General features: G+C 37.1%; 19 protein-coding genes. 14 read left to right on the forward strand and 5 right to left on the reverse strand.

From position 1 onward, the window contains the following. Positions 1 to 45 precede the first annotated feature (45 nt). Both EIY84_RS08975 and EIY84_RS08980 read right to left on the reverse strand, forming a co-directional pair. Complete coding sequence (locus EIY84_RS08975) at positions 46 to 711, reverse strand: response regulator (RefSeq protein ID WP_124642374.1); 666 nt, start codon at positions 709 to 711, stop codon at positions 46 to 48. Positions 712 to 713: 2 nt separating this feature from the next. Beyond that, the gene (locus tag EIY84_RS08980) at positions 714 to 2,435 is read right to left on the reverse strand and encodes a tetratricopeptide repeat-containing sensor histidine kinase (RefSeq protein ID WP_124642376.1); all 1,722 of its coding nucleotides are present in this window, start codon (positions 2,433 to 2,435) and stop codon (positions 714 to 716) included. Positions 2,436 to 2,635: 200 nt separating this feature from the next. Between EIY84_RS08980 and EIY84_RS08985 the strand changes: the two genes are divergently transcribed. The 4 genes from EIY84_RS08985 (at position 2,636) to EIY84_RS09000 (ending at position 7,989) form a co-directional block, all read left to right on the forward strand. After that, positions 2,636 to 4,573 (forward strand): ABC-F family ATP-binding cassette domain-containing protein, encoded by a 1,938-nt coding sequence (locus tag EIY84_RS08985; RefSeq protein WP_124642378.1) that lies wholly within the window; start codon positions 2,636 to 2,638, stop codon positions 4,571 to 4,573. 36 nt (positions 4,574 to 4,609) lie between these two features. Continuing rightward, complete coding sequence (locus EIY84_RS08990; protein WP_164472030.1) at positions 4,610 to 4,945, forward strand: hypothetical protein; 336 nt, start codon at positions 4,610 to 4,612, stop codon at positions 4,943 to 4,945. A 113-nt stretch (positions 4,946 to 5,058) separates the two neighbouring features. Next, the gene (locus EIY84_RS08995; protein ID WP_124642382.1) at positions 5,059 to 7,431 is read left to right on the forward strand and encodes a TonB-dependent receptor; all 2,373 of its coding nucleotides are present in this window, start codon (positions 5,059 to 5,061) and stop codon (positions 7,429 to 7,431) included. Between the two features lie 12 nt (positions 7,432 to 7,443). Next, positions 7,444 to 7,989, forward strand: a complete 546-nt coding sequence (locus tag EIY84_RS09000) for a hypothetical protein (protein ID WP_124642384.1) — start codon at positions 7,444 to 7,446, stop codon at positions 7,987 to 7,989. Here EIY84_RS09000 and panC read toward each other — a convergent pair. The 3 genes from panC to EIY84_RS09015 all read right to left on the reverse strand — a co-directional run bounded on the left by panC (position 7,978) and on the right by EIY84_RS09015 (position 12,730). Further along, positions 7,978 to 8,829, reverse strand: coding sequence for a pantoate--beta-alanine ligase (gene panC / locus EIY84_RS09005; protein WP_124642386.1), 852 nt, complete (start codon positions 8,827 to 8,829; stop codon positions 7,978 to 7,980). The genes EIY84_RS09000 and panC overlap by 12 nt on opposite strands. 141 nt (positions 8,830 to 8,970) lie before the next feature. After that, positions 8,971 to 10,128 carry a hypothetical protein gene (locus tag EIY84_RS09010; protein WP_124642389.1) on the reverse strand — a complete coding sequence of 386 codons (1,158 nt, stop codon included), beginning with the start codon at positions 10,126 to 10,128 and terminating at the stop codon, positions 8,971 to 8,973. Between the two features lie 37 nt (positions 10,129 to 10,165). Continuing rightward, positions 10,166 to 12,730, reverse strand: coding sequence for a TonB-dependent receptor domain-containing protein (locus EIY84_RS09015; protein WP_124642391.1), 2,565 nt, complete (start codon positions 12,728 to 12,730; stop codon positions 10,166 to 10,168). A 373-nt stretch (positions 12,731 to 13,103) separates the two neighbouring features. On the opposite strand from EIY84_RS09015, the gene EIY84_RS09020 reads away from it, so the two are divergent. The 10 genes from EIY84_RS09020 to EIY84_RS09065 form a co-directional block, all read left to right on the forward strand. Continuing rightward, the gene (locus EIY84_RS09020; protein ID WP_124642393.1) at positions 13,104 to 13,880 is read left to right on the forward strand and encodes a glycogen/starch synthase; all 777 of its coding nucleotides are present in this window, start codon (positions 13,104 to 13,106) and stop codon (positions 13,878 to 13,880) included. Between the two features lie 6 nt (positions 13,881 to 13,886). Beyond that, positions 13,887 to 15,413, forward strand: coding sequence for a DUF4270 domain-containing protein (locus EIY84_RS09025; protein WP_124642395.1), 1,527 nt, complete (start codon positions 13,887 to 13,889; stop codon positions 15,411 to 15,413). A 50-nt stretch (positions 15,414 to 15,463) separates the two neighbouring features. Then, positions 15,464 to 17,317: a glutamine--fructose-6-phosphate transaminase (isomerizing) gene (gene glmS, locus EIY84_RS09030; RefSeq protein WP_124642397.1), complete on the forward strand. Its 1,854-nt coding sequence runs from the start codon at positions 15,464 to 15,466 to the stop codon at positions 17,315 to 17,317. Positions 17,318 to 17,425: 108 nt separating this feature from the next. After that, the gene (porK, locus tag EIY84_RS09035; RefSeq protein ID WP_124642399.1) at positions 17,426 to 18,838 is read left to right on the forward strand and encodes a T9SS ring complex lipoprotein PorK/GldK; all 1,413 of its coding nucleotides are present in this window, start codon (positions 17,426 to 17,428) and stop codon (positions 18,836 to 18,838) included. 36 nt (positions 18,839 to 18,874) lie between these two features. Beyond that, positions 18,875 to 19,570, forward strand: a complete 696-nt coding sequence (gene porL / locus EIY84_RS09040) for a type IX secretion system motor protein PorL/GldL (protein WP_124642401.1) — start codon at positions 18,875 to 18,877, stop codon at positions 19,568 to 19,570. 43 nt (positions 19,571 to 19,613) lie between these two features. After that, positions 19,614 to 21,185, forward strand: coding sequence for a type IX secretion system motor protein PorM/GldM (porM, locus tag EIY84_RS09045; RefSeq protein ID WP_124642403.1), 1,572 nt, complete (start codon positions 19,614 to 19,616; stop codon positions 21,183 to 21,185). Positions 21,186 to 21,213: 28 nt separating this feature from the next. Next, entirely contained in the window at positions 21,214 to 22,149 is a 936-nt protein-coding gene (gene porN / locus EIY84_RS09050; protein WP_124642405.1) for a type IX secretion system ring subunit PorN/GldN, read from the forward strand. A gap of 154 nt (positions 22,150 to 22,303) precedes the next feature. After that, on the forward strand, positions 22,304 to 23,338 hold the full coding sequence (locus EIY84_RS09055) for an NAD(P)/FAD-dependent oxidoreductase (protein ID WP_124642407.1): 1,035 nt from the start codon (positions 22,304 to 22,306) through the stop codon (positions 23,336 to 23,338). A 254-nt stretch (positions 23,339 to 23,592) separates the two neighbouring features. Next, on the forward strand, positions 23,593 to 24,849 hold the full coding sequence (locus EIY84_RS09060; protein ID WP_124642409.1) for a site-specific integrase: 1,257 nt from the start codon (positions 23,593 to 23,595) through the stop codon (positions 24,847 to 24,849). 2 nt (positions 24,850 to 24,851) lie between these two features. Further along, positions 24,852 to 25,140: hypothetical protein (locus EIY84_RS09065; protein WP_164472031.1), on the forward strand; the 289-nt coding region annotated here is incomplete at its 3' end.

Raw genomic sequence — 25,140 nt, forward strand, 5'->3', positions numbered from 1 at the left:
ATGTTTTAAATAAAAAAAATACGGGAAACCATAAAAAAATAAACTTTATACAATTCCCAAGTCTTTACAGAAAGAAATAAGTTGCTCGTTACTCGAAAGGTGAAGGGATTTTCGGAGTATGTTTAATCGTTTTTCGATAGAACTTAAGCTGTTGGGTTTTAGGTTTTTATCTTGAAGTAGGGTAGGGATGTCCTTTTGCGCAACTCCTTGTGAGATGAGTTGGAGAAGGGTGATGTCGTAATTTGTAAACTCATAACTATTCATCTTTTTAAAAGAATTTCTGGTCTCGGATGAGATGTATTTTTCTCCCAAATATACTTTTTCGATGGCTGTTTTTAGTTCCTTCATATCGTTTCTCCCCTTGTGTACAAAAGAATCAATGCAATATTCTTGAAATAAATTTTGAATAATACCGTCTTTTTTTTCTGCTGAAAAAACAATAATTTTTGTTTCCGGCTTCAATCTTTTTACTGCTTTTATCAAATCAAAACCCGATTTTAGATTCTGTTCGTTTTCATCTTCATCAAAAGACAGATCCGTAATCAGAACTTCATAGGGTTGTTTGGCTTCTATCGCTTGGTAGATTTTATGATAAGCATCATCGCAATAACTGGAATATTGTGTTTGGTGTATTTGCAATTCGTGCAGTGCTTTTTGAATGGACAGATTGGTACTTTGGTAGTCTTCTGCAATAATGATTTTATGAAACATGATTATCGTATTGGAAAGTTGAAATTTATTTTAAATCCTTTGATTTTTGTGTCGTGATCAGGAATTGTTAATGTCCCATTGTGTTTTTTTATACGATCCAAAAGGTGCTTCAGTCCATTGCCTAAAGTGGTACTTTGGTTGAAGATGCCTTCGCCGTTGTCGTTAAAATTCACCTCTAACTTTTCATTTTTAAGTTCAAATTTCAAAACAATTCTAGATGCATTTCCATGTTTTTTTGAATTGATGAACAATTCTTGAATAATGATGTAGAGGTCGTTGTGGATTTTTTGAGGGACTTGTTTCCAAAGGCGGTCTTCGTTTCCAATAACAAAGACCTGTAAGTTTTCATTTTGGAAAGTTTCTGCCACTTCAGAGATTTGCTCTTTGATGTGGTCCGGAGCCAAAGGCAGGTGTCCATCATAAGAAATATCTCTGGATTTTTGGTACATCTTTTCCAATTGATCCATCAATTCATTTTTTTCTAAATCTTCTCGATGTTCCAAGGCAGACATCATTTGGTACAAACCATTGGCTACCACATCGTGCACTTTTTTGGAAGTGGACAGTCGTTCCTCTTTAATTTTATTGTCTGCAATCAGTTTTATTTTCTTTTTTCTTGCTCGAAGCCAGATGTAGCCACCCGTAGTGGTGCTAACCAACAATAAAGCAACAAAAAATAAAAGTACATTTTTCTGACTGATGTCTTTTTCAAGTTTCAGATTGTCACTCAGGTTTTTTTCACTTTCATATCGGATGATGGCAAATTGATTTCTCGATTTATTACCGTGGACGGCAATGCTGTCGGATATTTTTGAGAATTTGACAAAATATTTCTGAGGCTGTGGATCGTATTTGATGATGTTTTCCAAAGCTTCCAATTCATCCGTTGGCGATTTAAGTTTTTTAGAGACCTCGTACATTTTTTTTGCAAAATACAATGCCGAGTCCGATTTTCTATCTTCGTAATATTCAGAAAGATAACAGTAAGTTGCCGCCAATCCCCATGAGTCCTCAACTTTTTGATAATGTCTTTCGGCTTCTCTTAAATTTTGTGTTGGGTTAATATTCGGTTGATCATGCCAAAGATAACGGGACTGGTTGATTAGGGCTTTATAATAATTTTCATTGTCTTTAGATAGTCCATAAACCACAAGATTTTGGATGTCATGCGCTCTTTTGAATTCTTTCTTTTTGAAGTAAACAATGGCCAAATTGTGCATGCTTCTCAATCTCTGTATGTCTTCCTGGACAAATGCCAATGATTTCAAATACAACTTCTCGGCCTCATTATAATTTTTGAGACTTGTAGAATTGGTTCCTAAATTAATATAATTGTCAAAAAGCAACTCGTAGTGGTCTTTTTCATTTTCATGCAAAAGTTTTATGGCAGCAATACTGGTCTCTATGCTGCCCAGATTATCACCACTGTATTCTTGGATGATGGCCATTTCGGTTAAGCATCTCGAAGCCCAAATGCTGTCTTTGTTGTTCAGATACCCGTCTTTGGCAAGGTTGAATTCGTAAAATGCTTTTTCATCTTTCCCTTCATTGACATGCTTTGTGGCTTTTTGATAGAGCGAGTCAATTTTCTTTTTTTCGATGAGATTAGGATTGGTTTTCTTAGTGCACGAAATGACTGTGTACGATGAAATGATCAGGAAAATAATATTAGTCCAGATCGATGTTTGTTTTTTTTGTAAAATGAAATTTCTGTAAGAAATCATCTTCAGTGTTGGGTTTTCAGCAAGTTAACCATCGGTAAAAGTACAATTCTATTTCTTTTTATGCAAATGTTTAATTTTTATTTGTTTTTAAGAGGTGTGTTGGTTTTCTGCATAAGATTCATCCAAATGCAATTCGTTTTTTTATTCTTAATTTTGCAAACCGAAAAAAGGACAAACTAACAATACTCATACTTATCCAAATGATTTCAGTACAAGGTTTAGGGCTTCATCACGCAGGAAATTATCTGTTCCGCGATGTTAATTTCACCATCAAAAAAAACGACAAAGTCGGTTTGGTCGGGAAAAATGGCGCCGGAAAATCGACTCTGCTTAAAATTCTTTCCAACGAAATAAATTTCTTTGAAGGTTCAGTCGTTCCAGATGGAAATATTACCATCGGTTTTCTGAAGCAAGATTTGGAATTTGTAAAAGGCAGAACCGTGTGGAACGAAACCTTGCAAGCTTTTGAACAAATTAACCTTTGGAAAAAAGAACTGGAAGAAGTCAATCATCAATTGGCAACCCGAACCGATTATGAGAGTGATAGCTATAGTGACCTGATCCATCGACTGACGGATCTTAACGATCTTTTGCATCATCACGATGCATACAATTTGGAAGGCGATGTAGAAAAAGTCCTTCTTGGTTTGGGTTTCAAAGCGGATGATTTCGATAGAATAACCGATGAATTTTCCGGAGGATGGCGCATGAGAATAGAACTGGCCAAACTTTTACTTCAACAAAACGATTTGCTTCTTCTCGATGAGCCTACCAACCACTTGGATATGGAATCCATCATTTGGTTAGAAAATTTCCTAATGGATTACAACGGAGCCATCGTCCTGGTATCCCACGACAAGCAGTTTATGACCGCCATCTGCAATCGAACTTTTGATGTGAACAACAAGAAAGTGGACGATTATAAGGCCAATTATTCCAAATATTTGGAACTGAGAAAAGAAAGAAGGGAAAAACTGGAACAAGCCAAGAAAAATCAAGATGCCGAAATCAAACAAATGGAAGACAACATCAACCGTTTCCGAGCATCAGCTACCAAAGCGAGTTTTGCACAATCCCTCATAAAAAAATTGGATAAAATAGAACGAATTGAATTGGATAACGAAGATGTTTCTAAATTCAACATTCGATTTGTACAAAGTCAAGTGCCCGGAAAGGTGATTTTCGAAGCCGAAAACCTGGGTAAAGCCTACGGGAAAAAACAAATTTTTGACGGTGTCGATTTCTTTGTCGAAAGAGGCGATAGAATTGCGCTCCTTGGACAAAATGGACAAGGGAAAACCACCTTGGCAAAAATTCTTTCAGGTGAAATTAAAGACTACTCCGGCGATTGGAAGCTGGGACACAATGTGAACATCGGTTATTTTGCACAAAATCAGGACGAAGTCTTGAACGGAAACAATACCGTATTGCAAGAAGCCGAAGATGCGGCAGCCGAAGAAACCCGACCGAGAGTTAGAGACCTCCTGGGAAGTTTCCTGTTTACCGGAGAAGATGTACAAAAGAAAACCAAAGTGCTTTCCGGAGGCGAAAGAAATCGTTTGGCCCTTTGTAAGTTGTTGCTTAGACCGTTCAATACCCTGATTATGGACGAACCTACCAACCACTTGGATATCCAATCCAAAGAAATTATAAAATTGGCTCTCAATAAATTTGAAGGAACCCTAATTGTCATTTCCCACGATAGAGAATTTTTACAAGGCTTGGCCGATAAAATTTTTGAATTCCGTGATGGACAAATGAAAGAGTTTTTAGGAAATATCGATGAGTATTTGGAGTACAGACAGAAAGAGTCCATCCGAGAAATATCGGTGGAAAAATCCAAGTTGGAAGTAAAAAATACGGTGAAGGCTGAAGTGGACAATTCTGAAAATTCAGAAAACCAAATCAAAAATTCAAAACCGGATTTTGTGTCTAAAGAACAAAAAGCCATTCAAAATAAAATTAAGAAAACCGAAGAGAAAATTTCCGAATACGAAAAGGAAATTGCGACTTTGGAAGATTATTTCTCCAAAACCAACCCTACAGAAGCCGACCTGAAAAAATACAACGAGCTTCAAGCCGAGTTAGATGCAGTAATGGCCGAGTGGGAAACTCTATCTTTGGAATTGGAAAGCTAGTATGAATACTTTTTCTATCTTTGAACCATGAAATTGTTGAGGAAATATAAAAAGGTATCCGCCATGTTGGTCATGGCGGTATATTTATTTGTAGCCATTTTCTCTCAAGACATCCACCAACACAATCATGGCGTTTTTTTACAGTTTGAGAAAGGTCAAAAACACATTTCAGATCAACCGTTTAAAGGGGCTTCAAAAGACTGTCTTTCCTGTCATTTCTTATTGGATGGACATGCATTAGAAATGCTTGCTTTTGATGCGTTAGATTTTCAAAATCTGTGGGTCGATGCATCGTTTGCTTCCACAACGCCTTCGGTTCAATCGTCATTATTTCTCTCTTTTTACCTTCGCGGTCCTCCATTTTTGGGTTAATTATAAATTTTATTTTTTATTTTTTAACCCTGTTTGATGTATTTAAACTCATTTTTCAATGAGTACTTTCTTGTGTATGCAAGAGATGGACATCGACATCATTATTTTTATTCATGATTTTTTTTAAACTGATGCTGTTCTTTTTAGGAATGGCCCTAATACCCGCACAACAATACAGCATTTCTGGTGTTGTTGTGGATTTTCACGACAAAACTCCACTGTCCAATGCAACGGTACAGCTGGGGGGCCATACAACAACTACCAATACCAAAGGCGAGTTCCAACTAAAGTTAAAAGCGGGTGAATATCGTTTGCTGGCGAAGCATGCCGAATGCGACGACTACCAAGAAGAAATCAAAATACAGTCGGATCTTTTTTTGAAAATCATTCTGGAACACCATGTTACCGAAATCGAGACGGTAAAACTTCATAAAAAAAGTCGAGAGTCCGGATCGGTTCGGGTTTCGACAATTTCAAATAAGGAACTATCAAGAAACGCTACCGAAAACTTGGGGAGCTTAGTGTCCAATATCTCCGGAGTTTCTGCTTTGAAAACCGGAAATAATATTGCCAAACCCATTATCCATGGTCTTTATGGCGACCGAGTAACCGTAGTGAACAATGGAGTGAAGTTGGCCGATCAAGAATGGGGTGTAGAACATGCTCCCAATGTCGATACCAATAATTTTGATCATGTTGATGTGGTTAAAGGAGCTTCGGCGTTAAGGTTTGGGATGAATGCCAGCGGTGGAGTGGTGGTTTTGGAACCGGAAATATTTCCCAAAAAAGACACCCTAAAAGGCAAAGCAAAACTTTCTGCACTGTCTAACGGAAAAGGTATGACAGCCGATTTGAGCCTTATGAAAACTTGGGACAACGCTTGGGCTGTAAAAACGCGTGGAGGTTACAAAAAATGGGGCGACCTGTCCACACCAAATTATAAACTGATGAATACAGGTATGGAAATGAATTCTTTTGGTTTTACGGTTCAAAACAGCGATTTTTATAAAGGTTTTTCGGTTGATTATTATCTGACCAATCAGAAAATCGGAATTTTCAGAGGTTCTGATGTCGGAAATCTGAACGATTTGTACGAAAGTATTCTGAATCAAAAACCCATTTACACACGAGATTTTTCTTATAAAATAGACAATCCACATCAAGAAATTCAGCATCATATTGCCAAGATTTCAGCATACAAAAGATATGAAAATTGGGGTAAATTTTCTGTAGATTATAGTTTCCAATACAATAACAGAAAAGAGTTTGATCTCCGCCGTGGCGAGCTCAATAATCTTGCAGCCATGGAGCTGGAATTGTTTACCAACCAACTGAATGTCAATAATGTTATAGAAAGAGAAAATTGGTCTTTAGAAACGGGTATTAACGCTCAGTATCAGTACAACTATTCACCCATTACGACCCAAGCCAAGCGATTGATTCCCAATTATCATCAATATAATTTTGGCGGATATTCGGTGTTTAAATATACGGTTATTCCAACTTTGAGAACCGAAATCGGAATCCGTTACGACCATCATAATTACAGGGTGAAGGCATGGTTTGATGAAAAGTTTTGGGAAGAAAATTATGCACAGAATTTTTCTCAATTCTACAAGAAAACAGAGGGGAATAGAGTGTTTGTAATACCGAATTTGTCCTACGATAATTTCGGATTAAACGCAGGGGTTTTGTGGGAAATTAACACCAACAATCAGTTGGGAGTTTCGTATTCAAACACCAGTAGAGTGCCGAATGTGGCCGAACTTTTTGCAAATGGTTTGCATCATTCATCTGCGATGATAGAGGTGGGGACTATGAATTTGAAAAATGAAAAGACCCAACAGGTTTCTTTGAAAATGGATACCAAAATAAATGCATTGGATGGCTTGAAACTAAGTTTGACGCCTTATTTTTCTGAGATAAAAGATTTTGTGACCCAAGTCCCTACAGGAATTCAAAATACCATTCGTGGTGTTTTTCCGGTTTGGACCTATCAGCAAGTCGATGCACAAATGCACGGCTTGGATGCGGATTTGCAATGGAAATTCAATTCTAATCTGAAATGGATTGCACAGTTTTCTTATGTTTACGGTCAGGACAAAAGCAATCGTCAACCTTTGATTATGATGATGCCCATGCAGTTGAAAAATGCTTTAGATATCAATGTGCCTTGGAAAAAATCTTTTCTGAGAATTGAACATCAATGGGTAGATCAACAAAAGAGGTATCCGGTGTACAATCCAACCATAAAAATCTTTGAAAACGGAATAGAAATCGAGAAAATTCTGGATCTTTCTACGCCTCCTTCAGGGTATCAGCTTTGGAATTTGTACGCAGAAACCGAGTTGCTTTCTCGTTTGACTCTTGGTTTGAAAGTAGATAACCTGCTGAATAAAAATTATAAAAATTACATGAACAGAATGAGGATTTTTGCCCACGAAACGGGACGAAATTTTATTCTGTCTGTTCAATATCAGTTTTAAATTCAAAATAAAATGAAAACAAAAATCATAGTTGCCCTTAGTTTTTTATTGTTCGCTTTGTCGTCTTGTCATCGTGCTGATGAAGATTTGGATGTGCTGTCCCAAGAGGAAATTTCAAACATCGTACTTCTCTTAAAAGACGATCAGACCGGAGAGGTGAAGGCTTATAATTACACCGCCAATGCTTACGATTTGCCAAAAGTAAAACTCGAAATAGGAAAATCGTATACCGCAGATCTCGTGTTTAAAAATGGTGATGACGATTTGAATTCTGAAATTTTAGCGGCTAAAGATGAACATTTTTTGCTTTTCAACTTTCAAAATGCCCAGGTGGAGCTTAGTCGTTTGGATGGTGCAAACGATCTTAGATCTGATGGTGTGAAAGTGGGGTTGAAAACAAAATGGAAAGTCTTGGACTTGCAACCTGCAGGTGCTCAGCTAATTTTAACCATGAATCACGGTGCGATTTCGGTGTCAGAAAGCCAAAATAATACCACCTTTGGACATGCCGAAGGTGGTGAGACGGATGCCGAAGCATTCTTTGATTTAATTTTTTAGTCCCATATTGTCGATCAGTCGAACTCCTGCAACCACCACTACGATAAAAGCTCTATATTTTTTGTCTTTTTCAAGGGTGGTTGCTGTTTTTAAGTTGTTTTCATCGGCAATGATGAAGTATTCCAGCTCCATATCTTGGTCATTTTCAAAAACTTCTTTTACCTTTTCATGAATTTCAGGAAGTGGTGTTTTTGGAAAGGACTCTTCAACCCATTTTAAGGTTTCATGGATTTTTCCTGCTTTTAGCTTGAGTTCGTTGGTCAACCTTTCGTTTCTGGAGCTCATGGCCAAGCCGTGTTGCTCACGAAAAATTGGGACTCCAATTATTTTTATTTGGAGTTTTAGTTGCCTCACCAACTCTCGGATAATGGCCAGTTGTTGGAAATCTTTTTCACCAAAATAGGCCTGGTCGGGTTGTACCTGTCGGAAAAGCTCTTCCACAACAGTACCTACGCCATCAAAGTGTCCAGGTCTAGAGGCGCCTTCCATTTCTTTTTCGATGCCTCCGAAATCATACGATTTACTTTTTGCTTTTTCCGGGTAGATGTCCTCGACTTCTGGGAGGTACACGACATCCACCAAGGCAGATTCTTTTAGTTTTTCAATGTCGCGATCTACCGTTCTAGGATATTTTTCAAGATCTTCGGCGTTGTTGAATTGGGTTGGGTTTACAAAAATGGACGAAACCACCAAATCATTTTCTTCTCTGGCTTTTTGGTAAAGTGAAAGGTGTCCATCGTGCAAAGCGCCCATGGTTGGGGCAAAGCCGATTTTCTTTCCCATCTCTTTCTGCCTTTCGATATAATCCTGTAGTTTTTTTCTGTTTTTAATGATTTCCATGATGAACGATTTTCAACCTCAAAAATAATTAAAATTTACCGTCAATAAACTTCAATTTAAAAATTTGATTGTTTTTTATAAAAAAACAACGACCAATGATTATTCATTGATCGCTGAAGTTAAAATAGGATAAAAAAAGTATTATTGTCCGGACCAACCCAGCGCCCAAGTTGGGGTGGTGGTTCCGTTACCGGCACCGCTGGCGTTGTTGTTGATGGTGTAGGTGTTATTGTTGGTTGTTACGGTGTTTCCGCTGCTGTTTTTTGCAGAAATTTCTGTGGTGATGTTGTCAAATTTCACATTGGTAATTTTTCCGTTTCCATTGAAATGGTTCAATGTAGCATCGTGCTCCAAGTTGATGCCTGTTTTCCATCCTGAAAGTACAATGTTGTCAAAATTCCCATGGGTGCCTACTCTCAGTTTTAGGCCATCGGCTTCACCGGTAGTTGCTCCGATAAAGGTGGCATTTTTTATGGTGGGGTTGGATCTGGGATCGGCATTGTTGTTGTTGGAGTTGTTGTCACCTTCTATACCTCGGTTTCCATTGCCATCGGCTCTTCTTTTGGTGAAGATGTTTGTGGCAGTGCCGTTCCAGCCTTCGGTCCAATCAAAGGCATCGTCTTCGTTTCCGATCGAGATTATGTTGGAAACATTTACCGTTCCACCAAAAAATTCAATTCCATCATCGGATCCATTTAACAAAGCAACATGGTTGATGGAAGTTCCATTTCCTACGGCAAATAAAGAAAGTCCGTTGAATTCTTTGTCGGCCGTGAAAATAGCTCCGGCATATTCTATTTTCACATAATTTAATACTCCGGAATTGTCATTGGCTTCGCTTCCTCCATAGGTAGCATTCCCAACTTCGGCAGTAGCTGAACTGCCTTTGTTAATGGGTGCTTTACCGCAAATTACGAGTCCACCCCAGCTACCGGGACTTGCACTAAGCGAAGTGAAAACTACAGGTTGGGAAGCGGTGCCGTTGGCGAATATTTTGCCGCCTTGTTTTACCGTAAGATAGGATGAGGTGCCTCCTGAGGCTTCTATTCTTGTTCCGGCAGGGATAACCAAAGTGGCACCGTCGTTTACAAAGACTGGGCCGGTCATTTTGTAAACCTTGCTGGGATCTAAAGTAAGGATTTCTCCTTTCTTAATTTCTCCCTGAAAGTTGTTCGGATCCATGGTGTTTCCCGTGTTTACAGTGATTTCTTCATCGTCATTGGATCTGCAGGATTGTACTGTGATTGCTGTTGTTGCAATGCTTGCAGCGACTAGGATGCTGAAAATTGATTTTTTCATTTAATTTTTATTTTATTGATTTATATTTTGTTTAATTTTAAAATTCATAGGACAGTCCAAGACTTACACCGCTGCCTTTTCGGTACGATTTGGAAATGAGATTGGTGGTTTTGTTCTCCTGAACCCTTTCAAACTTTGGGTTAAGAAGGTTTTTACCGCTCAAAGAAATTCCCAATCCGGATTTTAATTTTAGCTTTAAGGTGCTGTCCAAGGAGTGTATGGCTTTGTCCACCATGTTTCCTCGTTCTTCGAATCCCAAAGCATAGATGTTGTCCGACAGATAAGCGTAAGAAATCACAAAATCCAAAATTTGTTTCTTGTCCCATTTGTGTTCCCAGCCCAGGTTGATGTTGGCTAAAAAGCTGGATGCGCCTTGCATCTTGTCCAGATTCGAGATGAAATTGCTGGTGACATATTGGTTTTCGTGATCTAGTTTTTCCTTGTTCAGTTCCTGCTGGGTATGGATGTAACTGGCGTTTAGGAAGGTATATATTTTGGATTTACCTTTTTGAAACAAGTCTTTTCTAAGTTCCATTTCAGCACCGTAAACTGTACCGTAATCTCCAACATTAGCAAAGGAAACGGTGTTGGCAGAAGATGCCATGGTGATTCTGGCTATGGGGTTGGCAATGTATTTTCCAAAAGCCATTACAGAGAGCATTTCGCTTTTGTTGGGGAAGATTTCCCATTTTAAATCGACATTGTAATTGTCGGCAGGATAGAGGTCGATGTTTCCAAAACTGGTGTCGTCTATATCTTGGTATTCGAATGGTGCAACTTCCAATAACAAAGGAGTCGTATAGGTTTTAGATGCTGAAAAACGAAGGTTTTGTTTTTCGTTTACAGCATATTTTAAGTTGATTGAAGGTAGGAGTTTTTGGTATTCTCTATTGATGGTTCCACCCAAAGGAAGAATGGATGTGTTGTAGCTCATTTCTTGTTGCAAAATGTCGAACCTCAAACCCAATTGCGCGGTTAGCTTTTCATTGATTTGAAATTCAGCCAATGCATAAGCCGCATGATTGTTAAGTTCCGATTTGAAATATTGCGGTTTCAATGCTGTTTTCGCATCCCATTTTATGTCTCCACGAAATGTGACAATATCGAAGTAGGCGCCGGATTGGTAGTTGGCAAGGTTGAAAAAAGCATCGTAGTTATTGGGATCTAATGAATACGAATTTTGAGGTGCTAAAATTTTGAAATTGTATTGCGTAGCCTTGAAGTCGCTTTGCTTGTATCTGCCGTTGTACCCAAGGGTAAGCATGGCTTTTTTGCTGAATTTATAATTGATTTTGAAGTCTCCAACGAAATCATCTTCAATCAGTCGGTCGAAGTAGCGATTATTGGCTCCTGGATTAGAGCTGGCAAAATAATTTCTTTGACTGGTTTTATCGTAAATGCTGATGTTTTGTTGTCGATCTGGTCTTTGGTTTTCAAGAAAATTATAACCCAAATTCCATGAGAATTTCACAGGTTCGGAAATCTGATGCTCGCCTCGTAACTGGTTGATGAAAAGGTTGTTGGTCTTGTAAGTGGCTCTTCTGACCTGAGTTTCGTGTTTGGTCAAAGCGAGGTCATCAAAAATATCAAAATCTCTGTCGTAGCCTTTGTAAAGGCCAAGTTTTTGCTCTGTGGTGTGCAAGAAATTGGAAGAGTAATTGAGGTTGTGTTTTGGATTTATTTTATAATTTAAATTGATCAAAGCCGTGGTGTTGGTGGCGTATTTGTATTCTTCAGAATTGTTGTAGATTTTCAAAGGATCGTTTTGTCCGTTGTAGCTCCCTCCTGTAATTCCTTTTTGGTAATGGTAATCGTTATCGAATCCTGCATATCCGAAAGCTGAAATTTTACCCTGATTTCCCACTTTGAAATGCGTACCAAAATCCAGTCCTAGCGAAGAGTTAATTGGGGTATCTCTTTCTTGGTTAATGGTTGAGGTTTCAAAAGCGTATCCAATTTGTGCAATTTTATTTTTAATCGGTTGTTGTGTGGTTTTACTGCCCCAAAAATTAGATCCATCTTGTACTAAAAATGGATTTTTAGTTAGGGTATTGGTGTTGAATCCGGATCCTATGTTTATTTTGAAGTAGGGTTTCCCGGAATATATTTTCGATGAAATATCGATGTTGGCACCAGAAACATCGCCCCAGTTTTTTGGGTGATACACTTTCTCTAAACCGATGTGTTCGATCATGTCCGTTTTTATGATGGAAAGGTCTATGTTTTTCAGTAAAGGATCGTTCGATGGGATGGGCAATCCGTTAATGGTTGTCGTATTGTTTCTGTCTCCCAAACCACGGATGAAAATTTGGTTGCTTCCTTCTTGTTTTTGTGATCCTGTTGCTTTGGTAATGGCGGTAGAGGCGTCTCCAATTCCTTGTTTTTCCAATTGGCTGATGCCCAGTCTTTCGATAACTTCTGCCGATTTTTTTTGGATGCTCATGATGCTGTTTTCTGTACTTTTTTTACCAACACCTTGCAGGATAACCACTTCGATTTCTTTGGTTTTTGTTAGGCTGTCCTTTTCTTTTTTTTGTCCAAATATCGATTGCGAACTGCATAGTATAATGAGTGTAGCAATGCTTAATTTACAATTTTTCATTCTTACTTTTTTATCTTTTTTAACACCGCAAAGTAAGGTTGAAACAGGAAAATAATCGATTTTGTAATCTTTAATAAATCTTTAAAAAAGTGTTAATAATTTTATCGTATTGTAAATGGAATATGAACAATAGACGGTTTTGAAAACGAGTATTAAATTGATGTGGCGGTCGTAACGAGGTTTGTACTTCCTTTTAGGTGTTTTTGTTGGGTATTAATTCTTCAAAAAATCCTTGTTAACTGTTAGTAATATTGGTGTTTTTCATCAAGTTTTACTTTAAAAATCAGTGAGAAAAAAAAATATCGTTTAATTTTTTTGTAAATTTGCAGAATATAGGTGTATCAACTTTAAAAACAAGATAGAAATTATTATTATGCCGAATCAGAAAATACTTTATGTTACCACTGCAATGTATCCTTACCAAGAAGATGATAATTTGGCCGCAATGGTAAATAAAATGGCTCTAAAGATGTATCAGGAAGGTAACGATGTTAGGGTTTTTATGCCAAGATTTGGACAAATCAGTGAAAGAAAATTCCAGCTTCACGAAGTGATTCGTCTTTCTGGTATGAATGTGATTATCAATGACTTGGATCAGCCTTTGATTATAAAGGTGGCTTCTCTTCCTGGCGAAAGACTTCAGGTGTATTTTATTGAAAATGAAGAGTATTTCAAGAGAAAACAATTTTATTTTGACGACCAAGATCAACCTTTCGACGACAACGACGAAAGAGCAATTTTCTTTGCTAGAGGGGTTATCGAAACCGTTAAAAAATTAAATTGGGTTCCGGATGTTATTCATATCAACGGATGGATGTCTTCTTTTGTGCCAATTTATCTAAAGACTTATTATAAAAACGATAATTATTTTGCAGATACCAAAATTGTACTTTCTTTGTACAATGAAAAAGACGGTAAGATCCAAAATCAAATCGAAGATAAAATGAAATTCGATAATATCGAAGGACTTTCTGCGTTTAAAAAACCGACCTTCCAAAGTTTCGTTGCCGAAAGTATGAACTTTGTTGACGCTGTGGTGAAAGGAGATGAATTCCTTGAAGGGCTTTTAGATAAAGAGTTTACTAAGACCCAAACCACTAAAATGGAATATTTGGAAATTGATGCCATAGGAACATTATACGATAAATAATCATTGATGAAAATAAATATTAATAAAATCTATAGCGCTTCTGCAATTGTTTTCGGAAGTGTTTTTTTGTTAAACTGCGAACCCAATGCGGACAGTTTAGGTGAACAGTTTTTTGCTGACAGCATGGTGCAAGGCGAACAAAAATCGTACGGACTAATCGCAAATAACCTGAACAATAACGATACGGTAAGGGTAGATGCCACTCGCTTGCAATACGCCAGTCTTGGTGCTTTTGACGAGCCTGTTTTTGGTATGCAAAAATCGTCCTTCGTAACCCAAGTCAGAATGGATGCTTACAATCCGGACTTCGGGACCAATGCCGTTGTCGATTCTGCAGTCTTGGTGCTGAAACCGTTGTACGCATCGGATTCTTTAACCACAACTACAGACGAAAATTATATCTATCCTGAAGGAAATATTCCTGCTAAAAAAGTGGTAGAGTCGTATCCGGTTCAGAAATACGGTAAAACGAAAATTGGTGGTAAAACCCTATTCAATATAAAAGTTCATGAAGTATCCGAGTTTTTGTATGGAAGTGCAGATCCCATTTATTCCAACAAAATTGTTGCCTACAATACTTTGTTGGGATCTAAAGTTTTTGACGGTCAAGTAAACACGGTGAAGATCACGAAGGACTCCGATGCTTCTGCTTTGTGGAGTTCTACGGTAGGAAGTCTTAGAATACCGTTGGATGCTTCCTTTTTCCAATCAAAAATTATAGCCAAAAAAGGCAGTCAAGAATTGAGCGATGCCTCCAACTTCATCCGTTATTTTCAAGGCGTTAGAGTTTCCGTTGATGAAAATGATGGATACATGATGAAGTTTACCCCAACCGATGCTCAAATTGTGATGTATTATAAATACGACAAATTAGAAAACGGAGTAAATACCCGACCTCAGAAAACATTCAATTTCAATCTGGGCACGGGAAACACCCAGTTCAGTCAGATTCAGTACAATCGTAATTCAACCATGGTAGCAACGGCGATGGGAAATATTAATCCGAACGGTGACTCCAAATTATTCCTTCAAGGAATGGGAGGTCCAGGAGCGGTTTTGAAAATTCCGGCTGCAACCATTGCTGAATTAAAAGCAAAATATCAAAATGAAAAAATAGGCATCATCACCGCCAAAATCCGTTTGTACTCAGATGTTACCGTTTGGAACAATAAATATGCAAAGCCAACCGATTTCTTGTTCAATACCAGAAATGCAACCTCATTTATATCGGATATCAATACCTTGACCGGTGCGCCGGGTTTTCAACTGATAAAGTATTATGATATCGACAAAAATCCTGCATATTACGACATTACGATTACCAAATCGTTGAAGGATATTGTAGAAAAAGAGGAAGCAAATTCAGACTTTGTGATCAATATCGGTAGTTATTTGAAAAACTCACAAACCGGAAATTTCTTTGGTCTGAACTATCACGATAGAGCGTACAAACCCAATAGAATTGTCTTGGTGGGTACCGATGCAAACAATGCAAACAGAGCACAGTTGAATGTGATCTACGGAAAAAAGTAAAAGAAAAATAAACCTAAGTAAAAATTAAAAACTAAAATCAATAAAAAATTATGTGTGGAATTGTAGGATATACCGGCTTTAGGGATGCTTATGAAGTGGTGATTAATGGACTGAGAAGGCTGGAATACAGAGGATATGACAGTGCTGGTATTGTTTTGAGAGATAAAAACAACCAGTTTGAATTAAAGAAAACAAAAGGAAAAGTTGATGATTTGGTAGAGGTTTCATCTCAGTTAAAGGAAACTTCAACCATTGGGATGGGACATACACGATGGGCAACTCACGGAGTGCCAAGTGATAGAAACTCGCATCCACACATGTCCAATAACGAGAAAATCGTTTTGGTGCATAACGGGATTATCGAAAACTACGATACCATAAAAACCATGCTTACGGAGAAAGGATTTACCTTTCAATCTGAAACAGATACTGAAGTTTTGGTCAATTTGATACAATTCGTAATGGACGAAAATGCCAATTTGGATTTTCCGACAGCCGTAAGATTTGCATTGAATGAAGTTTACGGAGCGTATGCAATTACAGTAATGCATCAGGATTTCCCTGGAGAATTGGTTGTTGCCAGATTGGGATCTCCTTTGGCTATTGGTTTGGGAGAAAACGAATTCTTTATCGCCTCCGACGCATCTCCTTTTGTTGAATTCACCAAAGAAGCCATCTATTTGGAAGAAGGACACATGGCGATCATCTCTCTAGAAAAAGGAGTGGATATTAGAAGCATCCAAGACAATTCTAAAATTGAACCGGCCATCCAAGAATTAAAACTCAATTTGGAACAAATTGAAAAAGGAGGATACGAGCATTTTATGCTGAAAGAAATCTTCGAACAGCCAAAATCCATTCACGATACCATGAGAGGAAGAATCTTGGTGAATGAAGGTGTGGTAAAAATGGCCGGGATTTGGGATCATTTAGAAAAATTCAAGAATGCCAAAAGAATCATCATCATCGCTTGCGGTACCTCTTGGCACGCCGGTTTGGTCGGTGAATATTTAATCGAAGAATTTGCAAGAATCCCTGTTGAGGTAGAATATGCTTCAGAATTTAGATACAGAAACCCAATCATCAATAGCGACGATGTCGTGATTGCTATTTCTCAATCTGGAGAGACGGCAGATACCATGGCAGCATTGAAATTGGCAAAAGAAAAAGGAGCTTTCATATACGGAATTTGTAATGTTGTCGATTCTTCCATTGCGAGGATTACCGATGCGGGATCTTATACCCATGCAGGTCCAGAAATTGGAGTGGCTTCTACAAAAGCTTTTACAGCTCAGTTGGTGATTTTGTCTCTGATTGCATTGAAATTGGGGAAACACAACGGTCAGTTGGGCAATGCCGAGTTCATGAGTCTCATTGCGGAATTGGATGCTTTACCTACTAAAATTGAAGAAGTTCTGCATGCAACACACGATTTGGTTAAAGAAATTTCAAAAGATTTTGTAAATGCTCAAAATTTCCTATATTTAGGCCGTGGTTATAATTATCCATCAGCTTTGGAAGGAGCTCTAAAATTGAAAGAGATTTCTTACATCCATGCAGAAGGATATCCGGCAGCTGAAATGAAACACGGACCTATCGCTTTGATCGACGAAAATATGCCTATCGTGATTATTGCTCCTAAAAAAGGACATTATGATAAATTGGTAAGCAATGTTCAAGAAATTAAAGCCAGAAAAGGAAAAGTAATTGCCGTAGTGAACAAAGGAGATGTTCAGGTGAGCGAAATGTCGGATTATGTTATCGAAATCCCAGAAACTTCAGAATGCTATTCTCCAATTGTTTCTGCGATTCCGTTGCAGTTGTTGGCCTATTACATTGCAGTGTACAGAGGGGCAAATGTAGATCAGCCGAGAAACCTTGCGAAATCCGTAACCGTGGAGTAATTTCCATTTTGAAATGTAATAATTCAAGATTTTTTTCGGTTTTTCAAAAAAAATCTTAATAGTTTGTTAAAAAAATTATATATTTACCGCTTAATTATAAAAAACAACATGAAAAGGATATTTCTTTTATTAGCATCAGCGTCTTTAGCAGTATCTTGTTCTGGTGGCAAATCTTCAATTGGTAAGCCCGGAACAAAAGGAGAATTGATACCTAGAGAGAATTCAAAATCTTTTGTGGCAGAAAGACCATACGGAATGGTTGCTATTCCTGGAGGTTCTTTTATCGCAGGTCTTGCCGATCAGGATCCTACGAAAATGCCCGAGAAAACCGGTCTGAAGACGGTAACTGTTAATTCATTCTATATGGATGAAGCTGAAACGACCAATGCAGAGTACAGAGTTTTTGTAAATTATGTAAGAGACTCCATCGCGAGAACTTTGTTGGCTGAAGCTGCTGGTGACGGTGGTGGAGGGAACGGTAGAGGCGCTAGTATTAGTGACTATGCTTATAAAGGAGATCCAAACCAAAACGGAAACTTAACACCGTATCAAGAATATTTGGAGAGCCAAGGAGGTGCTGAATTTGATCAAGCGAAAAGACTTGATTGGAAAGTTCCATTGCATTGGAATACCAAAAGCTATCCAGATGTTGAATATGCAGAGGTGTTAGAGTCCATGTACCTTCCAGCTTCTTCTAGAATTGGTAACGAGAAAATTATCGATGCCAGTAAGTTGAAGTATGCTTACCAGTGGGGAGATATGGAAAAAGCCGTAAACGACAAAGAAAGAGGTGCAAATTTCTTGAAAAAAGAAAGCATTGCTATCTATCCGGATACTACCGTTTGGATCAAAGACTTCCACTACGCATATAACGAACCATTGTTCGAACAATATTTCTGGCACAATGCGTATAAAAACTATCCAGTAGTTGGTGTTACTTGGGATCAAGCGAGAGCATATTGTAACTTTAGATCAAAGTTAAAGTCTGATTATAACGACCAATTAAAGAAGAAAAAACAAAAACCTTTAGCGTTCAGATTACCAACAGAGATGGAATGGGAATTTGCAGCAAGAGGTGGAAAGCAAAATGCAACTTACCCTTGGGGAGGTCCGTATATGATGGACGACAGAGGTTGTTATTTGGCTAACTTCAAACCAAAAAGAGGTAGCTATGTCGAAGACGATAAAAAAGGAACTTATATGTATTCTGCTCCTGTGAAAAAATTCAGAAAGAACGGATACGGATTGTTTGATATGGCAGGAAATGTTGCTGAATGGACAGATTCTCCGTATAACAATGCAACTTACCAATTCGCTTCTACATTAAATCCTTCTACTAAACATGCAACCAACGACGAGAAATCTGTAAGAGGTGGGTCTTGGAAAGATGTAGGTTATATGTTGATGACCGGATACAGAGACAGAGAATATAAAGATTCTGCAAGAAGCTACATCGGTTTCAGAACTGTTCAAGATGTTCCAGATGCGATGACTGCTAGATTCAGAAGAAACACCAAATAAAACTCACATTATCATTAATAAAAACTAAAATTGAATATGTTTAAAACTAAAGAAGCTACAATGAATTTCGTTTATTCATTTGGAGCAGCAATCGTAATCTTGGGTGCATTGTTTAAAATTACGCACTGGAGTATAGGTCCATTAACAGGGAATGTAACTTTGGCAGCCGGCCTTATTACAGAAGCCATTATTTTTATCGTATTTGCTTTTGATCCACCAAAAGTTGAAGAATCTTATGCTTGGGAAAATGTTTATCCAGAGCTTTTGGACAGACATGCAAAACCTAACCCTTTGCATTCCAATGTATCTGCAATGAAAGGTGCAGGAAATCAATTTGCTGAATTAGAAAACAATCTATCTAATAAATTGGATAAAATGTTGGAAGATGCAAAATTGGATGTTGCTTTATTCGAAAGATTGAAAGGAGGTATCGATAAATTATCGTTCTCTGTGGATCAAATCTCTCAAACGGTTGATATCTCAGGATCTACTCACCGTTATAACGACGAAATGAATAAAGCTGCAGATCACATGAAAAACATGAACGATTTGTATGCAATTCAATTAGAAACTGGAAAAATGCAATCGGATTTCTCAAGAAAATATGTAGAAGATATGCAGAAATCTGTAGAGCATTCTAATAAATTTAACGAAGAATTACAAGGTTTAACATCTAACTTGAACAACTTGAATAGAGTATATGGCGGAATGCTAACCGCTATGAAGTCTTAATTTCCTCTTCATTTTATTATTAATCTAAAAAAAAGTAGTAAGAATGGCACAAGGAAAACAGACCCCTCGTCAGAAGATGATCAACTTGATGTACTTGGTATTCATTGCCATGATGGCCATGAACATCGATGCAGAAATCATTAGATCATACTATGACTCTACTCAATCGTTGAAAGACACAAGACTTTTAACTCAAGAGAAAAATACAGAAATCTTTGAGGTAACCTTGAAAGCAAAAGCTGCAAGTGTACCGGATACTTATGAGCAACCGTATCAACAATATCTTAAGTTAAAAGAAAAAATTGATGCTTTGGTATCTCATGCAGACCAAATCAAAGACAAATTGCAAAAAGATGCAGGATTGGATATGAAAGCCGATTTAGCAGATAATTTCAATGCATTGAATGATAATACTTCGGTAACTGAGTATTTCTTTACCAGCGGTGATGAAAACATCCCTTCTGGAAAAGCAAAAGAATTAAAAGCGAAAATTGATGATGTAAGAAATTATATCGACCAAACTTTTGCAGGAAATCCAAATCTTAAGAAACTTGTAGAAAGAGCTGATAAAGCATTGATTACTGAATTCCCAAAAGGACAAAAAATCAATCAAAAAAATTGGTTGCAATACAAATTCTATCATCAACCTCTAATTGCGGCCATCTCTAACTTAGAGATTTTGCAAAATGATGCTAGAAATGTACAGTCCGATGCATTGGCAATGATGCTTCAAGAAAAAGTTGATGCCAACATCAAGTTTAACCAGTACGAAGCTATCGTTTCTGCTCCAACTGATGTTGTTGCTGGAAAACCTGCTGAAGCAACTGTAGTTTTAGCATCGTATTCCAACTCTAATAAAATCGCCATCAACGGTGTGGATAGAGTTGAAAACGGAAAAGGATATAAGTCTTTACCAACTTCTGGTTTAGGTGAAAGAACTTTCAGCGGATCAATTACGGTAAATACTGCAGATGGAAAACCTCAAACGATTCCATTTACACATACCTACAATGTAATCTCTGGTCCTCAAGAAGTAAAACTTCAACAAGGATTGATGCTTAGCGCGGATAAGATGAATGTGGTGTACAGAGGTTTAGAAAACCCTATTTCTGGATCTATTCTAGGTGCTGATAACGCACAATTATCGCTATCTGCTCCTGGTGCATCTGTTAAATCTTTAGGAAAAGGAAAATGGATCGTAGTACCACAATCGGGTAATGTATTGAAAATGACATTGTCAGGTAGAGACCCTCATGGAAAATCTTTATCTCAAGTATTTGAATATAGAATTAAAAATGTACCTGCTCCACAAGGTCAAGTTAGAGGTAAGAATGTTGTCGGAATGCCTGCTGGTTCTATCCAAAACCAAATTGTAACAGCAACTATTCCAGACTTTGACTTCCCAGTGACCTTTACTGTAACAGGATTTAAATTCAAAGTTGCAGGTAGAGCCGCTACTTATGTTACAGGGAACAGTTTAAGTTCAGTTTCTGGAATGACAAATAACTTGAAATCTGGTGAAGCTGCATGGATTTTTGATATTGAAACTACAATTTCAGGTCTAGGAGCTTATAAACCAAAACAAGCATCACCAGTTGTAATTAACATTCAATAGTAATTTTTAATTAGAAATATTTTCAGCTATGAAAAAATATATTTGCAGTTTAATGGTTTTAGTTTCGGGATTTGCTTTTTCCCAATCTATTCTCAATGCAAAATCTCCAGAAGAGTTTAGACAAATGAGAGCAGAAAACAAAAAAATCGTTGGTGATTCTATTGTTTCTGCAAAAGTAACTCCATTGAAATATGGACATGTTAACGAAAACGATATTGTTAAAGGAATGATGGTTTGGGAAATTATCGACATGAACGATAAAATCAACCAACCTTTTTACAAAAACAATAAAGATGGATTCTTCAAATCGTCTAAGTCCATTTATGATGTACTTCTAGATGCTGCTCTAAGTGGTGAGTTGAAAGAGGTATATGACGACGAAAATTTTACAGTCAAATTAGCTAAAGAAGCAATCCCTAAAAGATTGGAATCTGTAAGATTAGACGAAGCCGCTATCGATATCATGAATTCTGGTCGTCAGTTAACAGAAGACGAAAGAAGACAATATACCGATTACATCAGAACAACGACCGATAAAGTTAGAGTTCTTAAAATTATGGGTATGTGGTTTGTCGATAAAAGAGACGGCATGTTGAAGTATCGTCCATTGGGAATCGCAGCTCTAGGTCCAGATCCAGCTACTGCTGGTCAAGTTGGTCCAGACGGAAGACCAATTGGTGATGCGAATGAACTTATCGATCTTTTCTGGATCTATTATCCAGATGCAAGAGAAGTTCTAGCCAACAACTACATTTACAACAAAGGAAACGCTTCTGCTGACCTTTCTTATGATGATGTAATTAACATGAGAAGATTTTCTTCTGTTATTTATAAATCAACAAGCGGATTGGGTGATGGTGTTGTTAAGGATTATATCCCTAAAAATGCAGACGAACAAATCGAAGAAAGCGACAGAATCAAAGGAACGATTCTTGAGATGGATAACGAAATGTGGAATTACTAAGATTTCTCATATTCATATAAAAAACCTGAGTATTTTTACTCAGGTTTTTTTTTATCCTTAAATTTGCAAAATAAGATAAAAACATCTCATAAAGTATGTTGCTTTTTTATCTTTCTCTGCGTTTAATTAGTAATCATTAATAGTACATTTTTATATGAAAAAAGTAGATTATATTGTCGTTGGTGGTGGCTTTGCTGGGCTATTTTTTGTTCATCAACTCATCAAGAATAACAAATCTTTCATTTTGGTTTCGGACAGAAAACAAAGTGCATCTGAAGTTTCAGGGGGTGTTGTCAATCCCATAGTTCTCAATAAATTTACCAGCTTTTGGTTGGGGAATGAGCAAATGACTTTCTTAAAAACAACGCTTAGTGAAATTCAAAATTATTTAGGTAAAGACTATTTTGAACAAAAGCCTGTTCACCGTATTTTACACGACGACAATGAAAAGCAAACTTGGTTGGAAAAATCGAAGTTAGACGAACTTTCAGATTATCTTAGTCCAGAATTTTTAGATTTCACCTCCGTAATCAATCCCTACGGAATAGGCGAAGTTTTACAATCGGGCCGAATTGCTGTTTCTACCTTTTTTAGTGATTTTTATTCATATTTGGATAAAAACAATTCGTACTTCAATGCTACTTTTGATTTTAATCATTTGAATGTTAATGATAAAACATATCAAAATATCGAATATCAAAATTTGGTTTTTTCCGAAGGTATTCGTGTCTTAAACAATCCGTATTTCTCAAATTTACCCATCATCCCAAGCAAAGGGCATCACCTTTCTGTTAAACTTTCAGAACCCATTACCGAAGGTGGTATTTTGAAAAAGAAACACTTCTTCTTCCCAATGGAAAACGGACTGTATTACGCAGGAGGTACTTTTGATAGAAACTCAACCGATGAGTCCATTATGGATGACTCGGTAAACGCTTTGAAAGAAAGCATTGAAGAGATTTATCCTCATCCTTATTCTGTCGAATTAGTAGAAGTCGGGTTGCGTCCTACACTGACCGATAGAAGACCCACTTTAGGTGAGCACCCTCAGCACAAGAACATGTACATCCTCAACGGAATGGGGACACGAGGTGTGCTCAACGGTTGCTATTTTGCCAACGAATTGTATCAGCACATCGAAAACGGAGCCGAGCTCCATCCCGAAATAGACATCAAAAGATACCAATAGAAAAATCCTGAGAATATTTTCTCAGGATTTTTTTGCAGAAAGGAAGGTTCTACATATATCGAATATGATAAATTAAATAAAAAGCACAAATATATCTTAAACATACTATTGATAGTGGTTTACGATGATTTTATTTTTTAAACAATTTTAATTCATTTTGCTTTGTTCGGTCTATTTGTACAAATTTTGCTCAACTTTTACCTAAATTGTACAAAAGTTTTTTATCTTTGAAATGTTAATCAAATTTAAAAATCATGAATATAGCTTTTGAGTATAGGTCTAAAAAAGACTTATCAAATATTGAGGTTAGACTAACCTACAAAGAGGGCAACGCTTTTAAGTCCATTCGTTCACAGCTTCAATTTAAGGTTACTAAAAACTTTTGGGAAGAGTGCAAGTCAAATAAGAAATTTAGAGATACAGAAAAAGTAAATCTTAAAACTGAATTAGACGAGCATTTAAAAGTCATTACAGACTATCTATTAAAGGAAAGCAACAACACCAAGTCAATAGATAAAGATTGGCTAAATAACGCTTTAATCAATTATTACAATCCTAAAAAGATTGAGGTTATCCCAAGTGGTTTATTGGATTACTTTGATTATTATTTAGGATTGAGAGAATTTGAGTTAAAGTCTAAATTATCATCGTGGAAGAAGTGGTCATCAATAAGAAATATGATAGGTAAATTTCAGTCTATCAAAAAACAAAAATATGATATTCTAAATGTTGATGAACAATTTGTAAAGGACTGGACGGCTTACGGATTAAAGCTCCGATACGCCCCCGAAACAATAAAGAGAAATTTTACTTTCATTAAGACAGTTTGTGTACACGCACGGACAAAAGGAGTGCCTACAAGTTTAGCATTAGATAAACTACAAGTAAGGTTAGCCGATGAGGTATTTCCCAAGATATACCTATCCTTTGACGAACTCAAAAAAATTAAGAATACAACATACACCGATGATTATTTAGACAATGCAAGAGATTGGCTACTCATATCTTGTTACACAGGGCAAAGAGTTAGCGATTTTTTAAAGTTTACCTCATCAATGATAAGAGTTAATGATACTGGGAAGTTTATTGATTTACGCCAACAAAAGACAGGTAAGAATGTAACCGCTCCTATTCTCCCACAGGTAGAAGAAATACTACGAAAAAGAAATGGAGAGTTCCCAAGAAAGATTAGCGACCAACGATATAATGAATACATAAAGGAAGTATGTAAACAAGCTGGAATAGATACCATTACAAGAGGTAAGAAAGCGGAGGTAATAGGCAAAGGAGAGGTTAGAGAGATAGCAGGAGAATATCCTAAATATGAACTTATCACTTCACATTGTGGCAGGAGGTCTTTTGCGACACACTTTTACGGTAAGATGAAAAATAGTGAAATAATGAATGTAACAGGACATAGCTCCGAAAATATGCTACTGGTCTATATTGGTAAAACTTCAAAAGAAACAACAGCCGAAAGCTATCAATCATTTGTAAACGCATCAAAATAATAATGGAAACAATCTACCAACAAGCGATTAAGCATATTTTAACCCTTGAAAAGACAAAGGGAGAAGATGAGGTAAGCAATGGAATGTATCATCAATCTATGTACATTATTAGCTTATTTATAGACCTTAAAAACATACATTTTGACTATCAAAGTGAAAAAGGAAATAACCTAATTGATACCTGCACAAAGCAGACCTTTTTAAAATTAGCTGATAGTTACACAAAACAACAATTAGAGATTAAAGAGGTGCAAGTACTACTGTATAACGAAGCCTTAATCTTTGCATTGG

Source organism: Amniculibacterium aquaticum (genome assembly GCF_003852705.1).
Taxonomy (GTDB): Bacteria; Bacteroidota; Bacteroidia; order Flavobacteriales; family Weeksellaceae; genus Amniculibacterium; species Amniculibacterium aquaticum.

Excerpts from the sequence above, each read along its gene's own strand:
- EIY84_RS08975 (WP_124642374.1), bottom strand. The coding sequence starts at position 711 with ATGTTTCATAAAATCATTATTGCAGAAGACTACCAAAGTACCAATCTG.
- EIY84_RS08980 (WP_124642376.1), bottom strand. The coding sequence starts at position 2,435 with ATGATTTCTTACAGAAATTTCATTTTACAAAAAAAACAAACATCGATC.
- EIY84_RS08985 (WP_124642378.1), top strand. The coding sequence starts at position 2,636 with ATGATTTCAGTACAAGGTTTAGGGCTTCATCACGCAGGAAATTATCTG.
- EIY84_RS08995 (WP_124642382.1), top strand. The coding sequence starts at position 5,059 with ATGATTTTTTTTAAACTGATGCTGTTCTTTTTAGGAATGGCCCTAATA.
- EIY84_RS09000 (WP_124642384.1), top strand. The coding sequence starts at position 7,444 with ATGAAAACAAAAATCATAGTTGCCCTTAGTTTTTTATTGTTCGCTTTG.
- panC (WP_124642386.1), bottom strand. The coding sequence starts at position 8,829 with ATGGAAATCATTAAAAACAGAAAAAAACTACAGGATTATATCGAAAGG.
- EIY84_RS09010 (WP_124642389.1), bottom strand. The coding sequence starts at position 10,128 with ATGAAAAAATCAATTTTCAGCATCCTAGTCGCTGCAAGCATTGCAACA.
- EIY84_RS09015 (WP_124642391.1), bottom strand. The coding sequence starts at position 12,730 with ATGAAAAATTGTAAATTAAGCATTGCTACACTCATTATACTATGCAGT.
- EIY84_RS09020 (WP_124642393.1), top strand. The coding sequence starts at position 13,104 with ATGCCGAATCAGAAAATACTTTATGTTACCACTGCAATGTATCCTTAC.
- EIY84_RS09025 (WP_124642395.1), top strand. The coding sequence starts at position 13,887 with ATGAAAATAAATATTAATAAAATCTATAGCGCTTCTGCAATTGTTTTC.
- glmS (WP_124642397.1), top strand. The coding sequence starts at position 15,464 with ATGTGTGGAATTGTAGGATATACCGGCTTTAGGGATGCTTATGAAGTG.
- porK (WP_124642399.1), top strand. The coding sequence starts at position 17,426 with ATGAAAAGGATATTTCTTTTATTAGCATCAGCGTCTTTAGCAGTATCT.
- porL (WP_124642401.1), top strand. The coding sequence starts at position 18,875 with ATGTTTAAAACTAAAGAAGCTACAATGAATTTCGTTTATTCATTTGGA.
- porM (WP_124642403.1), top strand. The coding sequence starts at position 19,614 with ATGGCACAAGGAAAACAGACCCCTCGTCAGAAGATGATCAACTTGATG.
- porN (WP_124642405.1), top strand. The coding sequence starts at position 21,214 with ATGAAAAAATATATTTGCAGTTTAATGGTTTTAGTTTCGGGATTTGCT.
- EIY84_RS09055 (WP_124642407.1), top strand. The coding sequence starts at position 22,304 with ATGAAAAAAGTAGATTATATTGTCGTTGGTGGTGGCTTTGCTGGGCTA.
- EIY84_RS09060 (WP_124642409.1), top strand. The coding sequence starts at position 23,593 with ATGAATATAGCTTTTGAGTATAGGTCTAAAAAAGACTTATCAAATATT.